8 protein-coding genes are annotated in these 14,951 nt (G+C 38.0%); 3 read left to right on the top strand and 5 right to left on the bottom strand.

The genetic code is table 11. From position 1 onward, the window contains the following. Positions 1-10: 10 nt before the first annotated feature. The 5 genes from IC221_RS22705 to IC221_RS22685 all read right to left on the bottom strand — a co-directional run bounded on the left by IC221_RS22705 (position 11) and on the right by IC221_RS22685 (position 7,220). Positions 11-1,225 (bottom strand): AGE family epimerase/isomerase, encoded by a 1,215-nt coding sequence (locus IC221_RS22705; protein WP_188171140.1) that lies wholly within the window; start codon positions 1,223-1,225, stop codon positions 11-13. 164 nt (positions 1,226-1,389) lie between these two features. Further along, positions 1,390-2,595: a glycosidase gene (locus tag IC221_RS22700; RefSeq protein WP_188171139.1), complete on the bottom strand. Its 1,206-nt coding sequence runs from the start codon at positions 2,593-2,595 to the stop codon at positions 1,390-1,392. Positions 2,596-3,009: 414 nt separating this feature from the next. Next, the gene (locus IC221_RS22695) at positions 3,010-4,893 is read right to left on the bottom strand and encodes a sodium:solute symporter family protein (protein ID WP_188171138.1); all 1,884 of its coding nucleotides are present in this window, start codon (positions 4,891-4,893) and stop codon (positions 3,010-3,012) included. Positions 4,894-4,908: 15 nt separating this feature from the next. Then, on the bottom strand, positions 4,909-6,033 hold the full coding sequence (locus tag IC221_RS22690; protein ID WP_188171137.1) for a glycoside hydrolase family 26 protein: 1,125 nt from the start codon (positions 6,031-6,033) through the stop codon (positions 4,909-4,911). 158 nt (positions 6,034-6,191) lie between these two features. Continuing rightward, the gene (locus tag IC221_RS22685) at positions 6,192-7,220 is read right to left on the bottom strand and encodes a nucleoside hydrolase-like domain-containing protein (RefSeq protein ID WP_188171136.1); all 1,029 of its coding nucleotides are present in this window, start codon (positions 7,218-7,220) and stop codon (positions 6,192-6,194) included. 788 nt (positions 7,221-8,008) lie between these two features. On the opposite strand from IC221_RS22685, the gene IC221_RS22680 reads away from it, so the two are divergent. From IC221_RS22680 to IC221_RS22670, 3 genes are read left to right on the top strand one after another with little or no spacing between them, the layout of a single operon-like run. Continuing rightward, positions 8,009-11,197, top strand: coding sequence for a TonB-dependent receptor (locus tag IC221_RS22680; protein ID WP_188171135.1), 3,189 nt, complete (start codon positions 8,009-8,011; stop codon positions 11,195-11,197). 11 nt (positions 11,198-11,208) lie between these two features. Beyond that, positions 11,209-12,837 carry a RagB/SusD family nutrient uptake outer membrane protein gene (locus IC221_RS22675; RefSeq protein ID WP_188171134.1) on the top strand — a complete coding sequence of 543 codons (1,629 nt, stop codon included), beginning with the start codon at positions 11,209-11,211 and terminating at the stop codon, positions 12,835-12,837. A gap of 21 nt (positions 12,838-12,858) precedes the next feature. Further along, positions 12,859-14,772: a hypothetical protein gene (locus IC221_RS22670; RefSeq protein WP_188171133.1), complete on the top strand. Its 1,914-nt coding sequence runs from the start codon at positions 12,859-12,861 to the stop codon at positions 14,770-14,772. Positions 14,773-14,951: the final 179 nt, after the last annotated feature.

Raw genomic sequence — 14,951 nt, 5'->3', positions numbered from 1 at the left:
AGCCCACGACTTAAGTCGTGGGTATTTGAGGAGTTATTTTCTCAAATCGTTTCACCCCCTCAATACACGCTCTACCATTATGATAAGGTGCTTTCCAAGGGCCTACTTTATCTTCCTCTAGGTTTGGAATGTTGTTCTCATCCACTCTCCACCACCATTCACCATGTTCCTTATTGATGATGTGCTCTTGAGTGTACTGCCATAGTCCATGTGCTACTTTGAGGTATTTTTCGTCCTGCGTATTTTCATAAGCATTGATAAAGCCTACCATCGCCTCCACTTGTGGCCACCAATGTCTGTCTGTATCTGTAATGCCCGAAGGATCTCCTTCATTGACAATCGCTCCATCATCGGCAATACCTTCAGCTAAAGTTACATCCGCAATTTTTACAGCTACTGCTTTTACTTTTTCCAATAATGCTTCATCCCCTAAAGCAACTGCCGCTTCCTGCATCAACCATGCTCCTTCTATATCATGACCGTAGCTGATTTCATCGGATTTCAGTTGCCAATTTTCATCAAAAAACAGCTTGAAGTGATAAGTATCTTGGTCTAAGATTTTATCTAAAAAGATGATAATCAAGTTTCGTAATTGTTGACCGACTTTAGCACTTTTAGAAGCGCTATACAAAGTTGTATAGGCTTCCAAAATATGCAGATGAGTATTATTCGTCTTTTTCTCATTTTTGTCTTTATCGCTCAACCTGAGGTCTTCCATCAATTCCCATTCCTCAGAAAAGGCTTCAAAATATCCGTTTAATTCGTGATCAAAAGCATGTTTTTCAATAGAATCAAATAACGTTAACGCTAATTCTAACGCCTCCTTTGAATCTTTTGCCAAGGCATATTCTGAAAAGGCATAAATCATAAATGCTATGGCATAAACCTGCTTTTTCCCATCCACTTTATTTCCTAAGTAGTCCAACATCCAATAAACACCACCATTTTTATGGTCGATAAAATGCTTGATGATATAATCATAAGCGTAGTCACACATCTCTAAGTAATGCTTTTCTTTACTTTGGTTATAAGCAGAAGCAAAAGTCCATAAGATTCTAGCGTGCATAATTGATCCCTTATCCGCTTTTTCATTGACTTGATTGTCGTAAGAGATCTGCCCGAAGAATCCACCGTGATTAAGGTCTTTTGTGTTTTCCAACCAATAGTTAAGTATTCCTTCTTTTAGTTCTTTTTCTAGTGATATTTTGAATGCCTCTATATTCATGGGAGTTGCCTTATTTTAAAGAGAAGTGAGAGGAAAATAAATTTCCCCCTTTCTCACTCTCTTAATTCTAAACTATACTATAAACCTTTTATTTGATGTCTTTTGGTTCCCGAGGACGTCGCAATGCAACGTCCTTTCAGGATATCCAAAATTGGTAAAACAACCTATCCTCTTACTTCTTCCATCATACCTTTTACCTCATCCAACACCTTCTCATTTCTGTCTACCATATCATGGATAGTTTGAACTGATGTTACTGAACGGTAACCGTCTTCTGGTGTGTTTTTGCAGTAATCTACCAATTGATCAATTGTTGATGTCGCTACGTGCATTCTTGTATCTGATGATGCATAGTAAATTTTCACTTCACCGTTTTCATCGGCAATCCATCCATTGGCAAAAGCTACGTTAGAAACGTCACCTACTCTTTCGTCACCTAGTGGAGCAATGAAATGACCTGCTGGACGATGTGTTACTTTTGTTGGATCTTCTAGTGAAGTCATGAACATATACAATACATAACGGAGACCTGCCGCTGTATTTCTTACACCGTGAGCTAAGTGCAACCAACCCTCAGAAGTTTTGATTGGTGCTGGACCTTGACCGTTTTTCACCTCTTTGATCGTATGGTAAATTTTTGGCTCGATCACTCTCTCCTCTTTCACTTCTGCTTTCTCCATTGAGTCCGTCAATCCCCAAGCGATTCCTCCGCCAGAACCTGTATCGATAAACCCGTCTTGTGGTCTTGTATATAAAGCATATTTTCCGTCTACAAATTCTGGGTGCAATACCACGTTTCTTTGTTGACCTGAATAAGAAATCAAATCAGGAAGGCGTTCGAAATTCACTAAATCTTTGGTACGAACAATTCCTGCCGCCGCTACAGCTGAAGAAGTATCATTTGCTGGCGCATTAGGATCTTTTCTTTCTGTACAGAAAATACCGTAGATCCAACCGTCTTCATGTTGTGTTAGACGCATGTCATATACGTTTGTATCAGGCTCCTCTGTTTCCGGCATTAATACAGGCTTATCCCAAAAACGGAAGTTGTCAATACCATTATCGCTTTCTGCTACTGCAAAAAATGACTTTCTATCCACACCTTCTACTCTTACCATCAATACATATTTGCCATTAAAACGAATGGCTCCGGCATTAAAAGTAGCATTCATACCGATACGCTCTTGAAGGAAAGGATTTGTTTCTTCATTTAAATCAAATCTCCATGCAATTGGTGTATGAGTTGCCGTTAAAATTGGATTTTCATATTTTGTAAAAATGCCATTATAAGCTGCTGTTGGTTTATTTTCTTGGCTTAATAATGCTTCCTGTTTTTCAATCAATCCGATTACTTGCTCTCTAAAATTCATTGTATTATTTTCTTTATTTCTTTTTTTTAATCATTTAATTGTTGGTACGTGCACCATAGTTAAAACTATGGGCAAGTGATAAACCAAACATTCAAGACTGAAGTCTTGAAGTTTGGCAACGTAGTCAACACTTCAGTGTTGATGGAGTAGATATTTCCAGCCCATGACTTCAGTCATGGGTCTACGTTGCCAGTTTGTAGTTCACCTAATTCTTTCATATCGCAAGTGTTAAGCCGTTAGGCGTCACTTGTGATTAGTCTTTGGCGAAGTCTCCCGACTTCGAACCAACAAACCAATATGTATTTCGAAGTCAGGAGACTTCGCCTATAATCTGTTCCAAGTGACGCTGTCGCTTAACACTTGAAACATGGATTTTCAACCCATGACTGAAGTCATGGGCTTATGAGGTAATACCTAATTCGCTTCTGCGAATTCTTTATCTTCAATAGATTCAGGTACTTCTTGATGATCTTCTGGAAGCTTATCGTACCAGTTTTTCTTCAAGATCAATGTGGTGATGATCAAGATGGCAGCCGTTGACAAAATTCCCATTTCTTCCTTGATGACGATATAAAGTGGAAGTAATGTTAGCATTGACTGCCAAACGATACCAGTGACTACATTGAACATATCTTTTTTGAAATCCTTATTGACTTGGAAATTTGGATCTTTAGCAATCACCTTTTCTTTGATTGGCCCCCAGTATCCCCAAGGTTTTACCGACTTATAGAAGTTGATTAACGTTTCCTCTTCTGTAGGTTTTGTCAATAATGTACCGGCTACTGAACCGATTAATGATACTGCAAAAAGTACAGGGAAGTAATAAAGCTCCAAGGTTTCTTTAAACACAATCGGGAAGATCATTGAAGCGGCAATACCTGCTGCCATTCCCCAGAAGAAACCATGACCATTGAATCTCCACCAGTGCCATTTTAAGAAGTTGGCTGCGATATATCCACCGTATAATGCGGATACGATCCATTGTAATACCGAGTTGATATTTTCAACATATAAACCAATGATAGTACTAATAATCACTACGGCTGCAGAGATAATATAACTCGCTCTCATTTGTAGTTTACTACTTGCATTTGGATTAATATATCTAAGGTAAATATCATTGACCAAGTAAGCTGGTGCAGCGTTGACTGTCGAAGCAAAAGTAGACATAAATGCGGCTAATAAACCGGCCAATAATAATCCCATTAAGCCAGATGGCACAAACTCTTTAATAGCCATTGGTAAGATGTTTTCAAAATCAAAACCACTACCTGCCTGATTGATATCACCGCTGAAATAAACTACTGCCAAAATCGTGAATCCACCAATCATCAAATATCTTGGCAAGAACATTACTGCGGAAACAAAACCACTCATTTTAGCTGCGTCTTTTGGTGATTTAGTCGATAGCACTTTCTGCATATCAAAATTGGGTGCTGGCCCTGCCATTGAAGCAAAGAATCCTTTGAACAACATCATCATAAAGAAGATGGAGAAAGGTGAGAATCCATCACTTTCTATTTTGCTGTTTACGGATGGTATATACGCTGACCAATCCATTTGTAAATCAAAATTGAAGAAAGGAGAATTCCAGCCTTCGGGCACCATTCCAATTAGTGTATCTGAGTTGACTTGATACATCGCAATGCCTGCAATCACAATTGCTGAAACCGTCATGATTCCAAACTGCAAAACGTCAGTCCATACGATCGACAACATTCCGCCCATTACTACATAAAAAGTGGCGATTGTTGTGAATAAAATACCGTAAGCATAAGGCACCTGCTCTGCCGTTAAGTCCAATGGAATAAATTGACCGACATACGACCATGGAATGAAAATTTCGATGAACTTACCTATTCCAATAAATCCGTAAGATAGAAATCCTAAACAGCTTAGTAATGCAAAGAACACGACTACCATATGCGAAAGTTTTCCTCCAGGACCATCACCAAAACGGGTTCTGATCCATTCTGCTCCTGTCAATACATTGGACCTACGTAACCAAATCGATAAGTAAATCATCATAAAAATTTGGTTGAATGCTGGCCATAACCATGGAATCCAGACACTTTTCATCCCGTAGACAAAGCACAAGTACACCATCCACATTGTTCCTGAAATGTCAAACATTCCTGACGCATTGGATAAACCGAGTAAGTACCACGGTAATGAATTTCCTCCCAAGAAATAAGACTCCATATTTTTGGAAGCCTGTTTCTTCAGGTAAATTCCAATCACGACTGTAGACAATAAGTACAGCCCGATGATTACTAAATCAATAGTTTCTAATTGCATAATCCCCCCTACCGGTTATTTTGATTTCTTATTATTCAAGTCTGACTCTAAAAGAATGCTTTCATCTTCCGTAAACTTCTTAAAGTCAGGTGCTGAAGAGTGCCCTTTATAAGGTGCGTAGAAATGATCTCTTTGTTCCTTTTCGTAGTTAGCGTTTCTCCAAACCATTACATATGCTGCTTTTCTAGTCCATTCATTATGGTTTAGCATTGGTAAAAGTTTCTTTGTGAAAAAGTGATCATCTACCATGGCTTCAATTCCTGTTTCTGTAAAAGCACAAACTTTTCCTTTTTGATCTGCTAATTTTGCGATGATTTCCAGCTCGTTGATGATCCATTTTTCTCTCGCATCATCCGCATTTTTTCTGAAAGCACCGTAATCATCAAATCCTAAAATATCTACATATTCATCTCCAGGATAACGATCTAAATACATTTCTTCCGTTTCAAAAGAGTCTGTAGAATACACATAAACGACATGGTGAATTTTCTTCTTGTCTCTTAAATACTTCACCGTAAACTGCCATAACTTGATGTAATCTTCTTTGGAAACATTTTTTCCGCCCCACCAGAACCATGATCCGTTGTGTTCGTGCCAAGGTCTGAATAGCACTGGTATTTTCTCTCCATCTACTTCAAGATCATTTAAAAAGTCAGCTACTAAATCTAGCTTTTGGATGAACTCTTCATGATATTTCCCGCCTTTCAACATCTCATGTACCACGCTTGTTTTATCCCAAGCACTTGTCTTTGTTTTGAGATTGACCATGTGCCAGCTTAAAGTCGTGATACCGCCTCTGCCATGTGCTTCTTTAATGTATCTTTTGATGTCGGCAAAAGGAATACCGTCTAAGTTTTTCTCGTTTCCGATTTCTCCAATATCCCAACCGTAAAGGCCTGGGTAATCACCTGCTACTTGCTTTACATCTGAATTGTCACCCCACCAATGATAACCGTAAGCCAAGTCATCTTGATGTCCAAAAATGGTTTGATTTTTATTTGACACCTCATGTAATTGCTGGTATAATGCCTTGGTTGGTTTAGTTGCCTTTTTATCATTCAATTTCACACTATCTTGAGCTACACTAGAACCGATAGAAAAGAAAAAAGTTATAAAAGAAACTATTATAGTCTTTCTCATTACCTTGTTATTTAAAAAATTAATTGTTCCTATAAATACACTGAAACTAGGTTGTAATCATCTATCCACTAGCGCGAATGTTAAGCGTAAGCGTCATTCGTGCTTTGCAGATCAACAGAAATCTCCTGATTTCTAATAACCACCATCGAAAGCTCTGTTTACAGTGCCATAGAGTAAAGTTGATTTAGCTGATCCATCAAAGAGGAATACATTTGATCACGTCGTATTAATACGTTATTCTTTCTTTCGTTTAATACCTGAAATGCCAAATCCCACGACTTGCAAGGGTATTGATAATCCCATTGCTTTGTATCTGCTCTGTCTACCCAATAGTGTGGTCGCTCTACAGGAAAGGGTTTGATATAGTTTCCTGTCCAACCTCCAAACTCTGGATAATTAGGTTTGATTTGTGGGTCCACCAAAAACATGATGGGAATGGCTCCTTCTAGGTCGAAACGCGTTTTTTCGCTCTTTGATATAAAATCACCTAACTCACCATACTGAATTACTCCATTGTATATTTCTTGAGGTTTATCTCCTTCGGATAAACCTTTATAAGCCCAGTCATTCTCGATCCACCAAAGATTAGTGAAACGTTCAAATACTTCCGTTCTGCCCCATCCATTCCAATTCAGATTTCCACATACATCTTCATCTGGAGGTTTTACACCTGATCCTATGGAGATCAATCTGATGTTTTCGGAGATGTCTGGTGCCAACATTAAAGCCTCATTCACCACTTCCATTGTACCAAGTATTAAAACATACAAAGGAGAATCATTTTGGCTTCTTGCTTCTGTTATAATTTTTTGGACACCTGCTTTTCTGTCTTTCTGAAGACTTACTTTTAGACTGTCCGGCAATTGGAATTGGTGTTGACTAAAAGAAAAAGAGTCATTTAAAAAGTCTTTCTCATAACACTGAAAAATCTCCTTTACTTTATTTACACCAAAGGCATTGTATCGGTCTAAAACTACTCCTTGAACAGTCATCTTATTTAAGTACCACATCAGGTACGTTAGAGCCTGTTCGTCTTTCATTGAAAAGTCCGCATTATAAATATCGGTTGTAATAATCACTCTTGGCTTCACCTCCACAAGGTCACCTGAACCTCCTTTGACAGAGGAGCACCTTGTTTGTAATAAGAGTAATAAAATTGATACTATATGAACGTAATTTCTTTTCATGACAAAGTACTTTTCATTTCACTTTCCGATGTTGTTGATACAAAAGTACTTTAGGATACAGCTTACAGATATGGAGTTTTCTCTTTAAAATAGAACCAATACTAAAAGGTGAAGTTCTTTGCAATTTTTCATTTAGTTACTTTTTTATCAAAATAAGCCTCCTTGATATTAAAAATGCAGTTTTACCGTTACATTTTTTTACATTCCATTCTTTAAAAGAATGAATAATTAATCGAAAAAATAGACTTATTTATTACATATTTCCTCATTAATGTGGTCAGAACATCAAAAATCATTACTTAAAAACTAAAGATTTATTATCATTGCCTAAAGCGTAAATCATGAAGATTTACTCCACAAGTGAGAAGACTCTTGAGGAGTGGACTTTTTCATCACGAAAGTAATTTTTTTCACCTTTTTGAAATCTGAAATTGAGCATCATAAATCATATAAAGCAGTCAAATGAATAAAATCTGCATACCATCAATTAGTGTCCACCCTACATTTGTAATGTACTTCGACACTGTAGTCATTCATTATTACAAGGCTAAACTTATTGAAGTGAAATAAGCATAATGAAATGGAATAATCATCTAAAACATTATTACTTCAATGTTCAGAAAATTCAGATTTGACTATGACGGATTTACTTCAAGAAACCGTATTTATAAAACAGAAATGATAATTATTACTTCAGCGTAGTCGAGTACTTCTGGAGCATTAGTATTTGAAAGTGAAATGAACAATACCTCTGTTCCTCTAAAATTATTTTTTAAAATATTTTGAGTATGAGAAAAATTACTTCTTATCCGTTATCCCGCTTTGTGGGATTAGTTATTTTTCTTCTTCAAACAATTACCACAATAACGTTCGCCCAAGAACAAACTATATTGACAGGGGTTGTAATGAATGAAGAAGACAATTTTCCATTACCTGTCGCTTCCATTAAAATTAAAGGTACTACCAAAGGTACAGTTACAGATTTGGATGGTGCTTATTCTATACAGGTTGAAAAAGGCCAAGAATTGGTCATTTCATATTTAGGTATGGAAACACAAACATGGACTTACAATGGTGCAAGCAAACATGATTTCTATTTAAGAGCGGATGCCGCTATGTTAGATGATGTAGTGGTAGTGGGTTATGGGACAGTTCAAAAACGTGACTTAACAGGTTCTATTAGTAAAGTAAAAGAAGATGAAAACGTTGTAAGACAATACAATGACCTTGACCAAATGTTGCAAGGTAGAGTTTCTGGTGTTCAAGTGATCGGTAATGAGGGTGCCCAGGGTGGTGCTGTTTCTGTAAAGATCAGAGGGGTCAACTCACTGAGAGGGAATAACGAACCGCTTTATGTAGTCGATGGTATTATCATTAGTTCAGCTGGTGATACTCCAGTCAATGTGCAAGGTGGTAACTCTGCCCCTAGTGCTCAAAACGGTTTAGCAGGTATCAATCCAAAAGATATTGAGGACATTGAAGTATTAAAAGATGCTTCTGCCACTGCGATTTACGGTTCAAGAGGTGCCAACGGTGTGGTTTTAATCACTACTAAAAAAGGAACAAAGGGTGCCGCCAAGGTGAATTTCTTTGCCAATACTTCTATCTCAGAACCTTCAAAAACAATTGATGTGTTGGATGGATTTGAATACGCTCAGTTTATCAATGATGTGAACTTATCCAACAATCAAGTTCCTCTTTATCAATTAAACCCTGAAACTAGAGAGGTGTATCAATTGGCAAGTGGAAACCTATTACAGCAACACAATTGGCAAGACGAGATCTACAGAACGGGCGTTTCTTATAATGCAGGTGCTTCTATCAGTGGTGCCAATGAAACGACAGACTATTACATTTCGATGGGATACAACAACAAGCAAGGTGTGATCCCGAATTCATTCTCTCAAAGTGGTGACTTAAGAATTAATTTAGGTCAAAAGATTTCTGAGAAATTGCGTTTTGAAGCAAAAACTACTTTAAACATCTTGGATGGTTCTTATGCTCAGACGGGTGAAAGAGCAGGTGGTAGCCGTTCGTTGATTAATCAAATGGTTGGTAAATTGCCACTTACGGGGTTGAACATAGATGGTGAAGATGATGGTGATGCTGTTGAATTGACACCTTGGGACTTCATGAAAAATAATGATGATTTGACTAAACAATTCAGAACGATCATTGGAGGTAAATTGGAATATAAAATCGTCAAAGGACTTAAAGCTACCCTTAGAACGGGAGCCGATCTAAGAAATCAAGACCGAAGCATTTGGTTTGGTCCTGGTACCTTCCAAGGTAACCAATTGAATGGATACTTAAACACAATTCAACAAAAAAGAAGCTCTTACAATATTGATGGTATTGTAAACTTCAACAGAACTTTCAATAGAAAACATAGAGTGGGTGCTACGGCTGTAGTGACGTATGATTATATCAATTCGCAAAACACTACTTATGCGGTCAGCAACTTTATTGATCATAGCTTCAGAGGTGAAGCTCCTCAGTACGGACAAGACATTTTATCTCCTCAAAGAACACTGACTTACGAAGAATCTATCTTCTCTTACTTGGGAAGAGTAAATTATACTTTCAACAACAAATATATAATGACAGCCAACTTCAGAGCGGATAAATCATCCAAATTTGAGGAAGGAAAACAGTGGGGCTTCTTCCCTTCTGCTTCAGTCGCTTGGTATATTTCAGAGGAAGATTTCTTAAAAACCTCAAGCAGTCTATCGGACTTAAAATTGAGAGCAGGATGGGGACGTACAGGTAACCAAGCCATTCAACCTTTCCAAACATTATCCAACTATACCAACAACCTTTATCCTGATGGCAATAATGGTAACCAAGTGGGCTTAATTCCTGGTAACTTGGCCAACACCAACCTAACGTGGGAAACTACAGATCAGATCAACGTTGGTTTAGATTTTGGGTTCTTGAAATCAAGAATTACAGGTACGGTAGATTTGTACTCTAAACATACTATGGACCTGCTTCAAAGACTTCAAGCTCCTACTTCTACAGGTTTTAAAAACTACTATATCAACAGAGGTGAAATGTACAACCGAGGTGTTGAACTCAACTTGAATACGGTGATTGTAGATAATGATACATGGGGTGTAAATATTGGTGGTTCATTGACCAAAAACATCACGGAGATTGGAGAGTTAGGTATTCCAGAGTCAACTATTTATATCGATGGTCAACCTCAGCAAGTACAAGGATATTTAGGCAACGAAGTATCAAGTGGTGGTACTCTAAATGGCCCTGCCAATATCTTTGTCAAAGGAATGCCAGTAGGTGTTTTCTATGGATACAAAACCAATGGAATTTATGCTACTGAAGAAGCTGCTAAAAGTGGTCCTACTTTTAATGGTAACGCTAACCAAGCGGGAGATGTCATTTTTGTAGATCAAAACGGTGACGGAAATATCACTTCAGATGATAAAACGATAATTGGTGATCCTAACCCTGACTTCATGTACTCCATTAATATGGAATTCAGATATAAAATTTTCAGATTGAGTATGCTATGGAATGGTGTTTACGGCAATGATGTCTTGAATGCAGACTTGGTTTGGACAGGTTACCCTTCACCGGTTTACAATAGCTGGAATGTAAGACCTGAGACGTATTACAATGCGTGGACTCCTCAAAATACCAATACGGACACTCCAAGAATCGGATACGGTTATGGCAACTCAATGGGTAGTCATATTACAGACCGAATGATTGAGGATGGAAGTTACCTAAGATTATCTAATGTGACATTTACAGTAGATCTTCCTACAGATAAATGGCAAAGTATAGGTGCTATCAGTATCTACTGTACAGTAAGAAACCCTATCACAATTACCAATTACTCAGGTTATGACCCAGAGGTGACTTCATTCCTTTATGATGGTACAATCATGGGAACAGATTGGGGCGCTTATGCCAACTTGAGAACTTACTTGATGGGTATTAATGTTACATTCTAATCAACGAACCAATGAAAAAAACGATTATAAATAAAATTGCCTTATTGATTCTAACAGCCTTTAGTTTGAGCTGTTCCAATGAGTTTCGCCCGCCCTTTCTAGATACTGAATCGACCTACAGTACACCCTCAGGGCAGTTTGCCGCTTTGAACGGTATGTACGGTACCATGATTAGTTTTCATGCCTATGCCAACCAAATGCAAGCATTAAACTTACATTCAGGTCTTTTTTACTCAGGAAGAGAATCAGATAACTTTGGTATTGCCGCTTTAAATCCGTTTTCAGACAATGATTACGTAGAAAGTATTTGGCAAGGTACTTACGGAACGATCAACAGTGCTAACGACTTTATTTACAACGTGAACAAAGTCTATGATAACAATGTTGATGTGATGTCAGATGATACTAAAAACTACCTTGGTCAAGCATATTTTGTAAGAGCATTCTCTTACTTCAATGCCGTGCAGATGTGGGGCGAAGTACCATTAAGAGTTGAGCCTACCAATGAAAATACGGTACATGTAGGAAGAACTGACAAGCAATTAATTTTTGATCAGATCATTGAAGATTTGAATTTTGCTAAAACATTAATGGCCAATGATACTCAAACATTGGGTTATCCTAAAAGCTATGCCGCTAACTTCTTACTTTCAAAAGTCTATGTTTACATCGCTTCTTGTACAAATGCAGGTGATGAGGCATTGAAAATTGAAGGGTATACCAACAGCGGTGATGATTATTGGTTGATGGCTTATGATGAAGCAAAAATTGTTGAGAATCAATACTCCTTAGTGCCTAACTATGAGGACCTTTGGCATGAACAATCGGGAAACAATACAGACGAGTCGATCTTTGAATTACAATTCAACATTACGGCAGTTAATAAAACATTCACGTTTTTCTATACTCCAAAAGTCTATACACAAGGATTTAGCCATAGTGGTAGAGTATTAACCAACCCTGCCGCTTACGATCTTATCTACAATGACTCTCCTAACGATCCTCGTCTGAAATCAACTTTTGTAACTTCGTTTGTTGGTTTTAGAGATCAAGGTGGAAATATAACTGAAAACCCTTACATAACTAAGTGTTATCCAGAATCTCCGGTTAGAACCAACAGAACAAATGGCTTTACACCACTCTTAAAACTGATGGAGAAGAACCAATATTCTACGACTATCACCAGCAATAAAAACTGGATTGTGTACAGATATGCAGATTTATTGTTGATGTTGGCGGAAATCCAAAACGAAAGAGGTTTGGGAGCGGATGCCTTACAATATGTCAATCTAGTACTTGATAGAGCGAGAAACAGCAATGAAGGATCGGCTGAACCTGCCAACTGGGACATGATGTCTATGGAAGAAATGAGACTGAAATTATTTACCCAAAGAAGAGCAGAATTGCTTGGTGAAGGGCAAGACTGGATGGATACCAGAAGAAGAGGTTATCAATTCTTCAAGACGAACGTCATTGATCCTCAAAATGCATTTAGAATGGGTGAAAATGGAAATACCAACTTAGATCCTGCTTTCCCTGATAATGCAAAAGCGTTACGCTTACCTATTCCTCAAGTGGAAATCAACACCAATCAGGCGGTTTCTGGTAGTGATCAAAACGAAGGATACGGTGCCTTATAAAAAACTAAAAAGAGCAACAACATGAAACGATATATATTTAATTCCTTAGTAGTATTCATCTTGGCCTTCTTTGCATTGAGTTGTGAAAAGGAAAAAATTCCGGGCCACTTGGAAGACAACGTAATGAACCCTCCTGTCAATTTGGTGTACAGTGAAACATCAGCAGGCTTTTTGGACACTATCCAAACTGAATTACCAACTTGGGATGGTACTACAAATGTGAAGTTTGAAATCGATACGATTACATCTAGTGATGAAGACTTCAACCTGTATGCTTTCTCTCAACTTGTATCAATTGACAATGCTACAGGTATGATTACAGTAGCAGATAAAACTCCGATTGAGTTGGTAGGTACTTATTACTTTGGTGTGAAAGTCTATTACTCAGGCGGTTTAGTCACTCACGACAGTGCTTCTATGATTGAGATTGTTGAGCTTCCTTTCGCCATCAATTATGAAGGGCAACCAACTTCTTTCAATTTCACTCATCAAGGTGTTATGGCATCTCCAACCATCACAGATTTGCAAGATCTTACGGTAGAAGGTTATGAATTACTTCCAGAAGTACCAGGCATTTCTATCAACAACGAAGGTAAAATCATCAAGGAAAATAACGACACACCTGACGGCGATTATGCTTTTGAAGTCGTGATGACTACCGACAAAGGTGTAAAACGATTTGATAGTGTGTATGTTACTACCATTCTTCCATTGGATATTGATTTAACTTACGCTCCAAAATCAGTTGATTTCAACTATATTGGAGAAATTGCGACACCAAATATCAGTACTGTTGAAAAACTTGACATCAATGATTTCACTTATACCATGACAGGTACTGACGGTAATGCAGTGGAAGGTTTAGTGATTGATGAGAACACAGGTGTTATTTCGAAAACGAACTACAATACACCTCCTGCTACACATCAATTGACAGTAACGGTACAAACACCAATCGGAGATAAAATATTTGCGGATGTAATGACCGTAACCGTTGGCGAAAGACCTGATTTAACGTACTCAGGTGCCACGCAAAGCGGAACAACATTAACTAAGGCTACCCTTTCACCATGGTCAGGCATGAGTGCTTCTATCAATGTTGACATTGCTACAATTGGTACAGACTTAGAATTCTCATTCTTGGATAATCAATTCACGGGTATCTCAATCGATGCCTCAACAGGTGTGATTACAGTAGCTGAAGATAGCAATATTCCGGAAGGGACTTACCCTATGAATATCAGCATTTTGGTAAAAGACCACGGCTTGAATGAAGTGATGAACTACGAAAACGTATTCAATGTCGTCTCTTCTCTTGAAGCAGGAATTGCTGAGGTAGTGATGGAAGACTTTATGGATGACACTACGTATCCAAACAACCACAAACTTGAAGTTGATACAAATGGTTTCCAAAATGCAGAATTCGGAGATAAAGCCTTTACAGCTGTTCCGTACTGGCAAATTAGAACACAAAAAGGAATAAAAGGTGCCCAAGGAACAGTCGAAGGTTCTAAGATCCCTGCAGGACAAGCCTACGCATCAACTGCATTAGTAAAATCCATTGATATTGACGCTGATGTAAGAGGACTTGCCATAAGTTTTGATGAGATGTATGGCTACAACGAGAGCAATGCAGGGCAAACTGAAAAAACATTGACGTATAACTACGATCAAGATATCGATGCCGAAATCATAGAAACAGGCTGGACAACAATTCCATTCACAAACGGTACCAACTTCTCCACTGTTGCAGGATGGGGGTCAGCTACACTCAATAACGTTAAAGGGGCATTATCTGCTGATAGCATGAGAAGTGGCCGTATCAATATCATGATCCGTTTCAACCTCTACGCTGGAGCCCCTGCCAAAAACCCTTGGCTTGTGGATAATTTTGAATACACGCTCTACAAAAAATCAGAAGCAGTATACGAATAATAAAAAAATAGAGAATTGAAATAAGATTCTAACCGACACAAAAAAAGCAGTCTGCTCAATTGAGTGGACTGCTTTTTTTGTTTCTCTTGTGTGATACAATGGGTTTTCTTCTCCCTGTTTCAAGTGTTAAGCCGATAGGCGTCACTTGGAACTGAATATGGAAGAAGTCTGTTGACTTC

Source organism: Flammeovirga sp. EKP202, assembly GCF_014534745.1.
Taxonomy (GTDB): Bacteria; Bacteroidota; Bacteroidia; order Cytophagales; family Flammeovirgaceae; genus Flammeovirga.
The sequence above is the reverse complement of the archived record's forward strand: the minus strand, read 5'-3'. Positions and strand labels throughout refer to the sequence as shown.

Bases quoted from the DNA above. Each gene is read 5' to 3' on its own strand.
- IC221_RS22705 (WP_188171140.1), bottom strand. From the start codon at position 1,225: ATGAATATAGAGGCATTCAAAATATCACTAGAAAAAGAACTAAAAGAA.
- IC221_RS22700 (WP_188171139.1), bottom strand. From the start codon at position 2,595: ATGAATTTTAGAGAGCAAGTAATCGGATTGATTGAAAAACAGGAAGCA.
- IC221_RS22695 (WP_188171138.1), bottom strand. From the start codon at position 4,893: ATGCAATTAGAAACTATTGATTTAGTAATCATCGGGCTGTACTTATTG.
- IC221_RS22690 (WP_188171137.1), bottom strand. From the start codon at position 6,033: ATGAGAAAGACTATAATAGTTTCTTTTATAACTTTTTTCTTTTCTATC.
- IC221_RS22685 (WP_188171136.1), bottom strand. From the start codon at position 7,220: ATGAAAAGAAATTACGTTCATATAGTATCAATTTTATTACTCTTATTA.
- IC221_RS22680 (WP_188171135.1), top strand. From the start codon at position 8,009: ATGAGAAAAATTACTTCTTATCCGTTATCCCGCTTTGTGGGATTAGTT.
- IC221_RS22675 (WP_188171134.1), top strand. From the start codon at position 11,209: ATGAAAAAAACGATTATAAATAAAATTGCCTTATTGATTCTAACAGCC.
- IC221_RS22670 (WP_188171133.1), top strand. From the start codon at position 12,859: ATGAAACGATATATATTTAATTCCTTAGTAGTATTCATCTTGGCCTTC.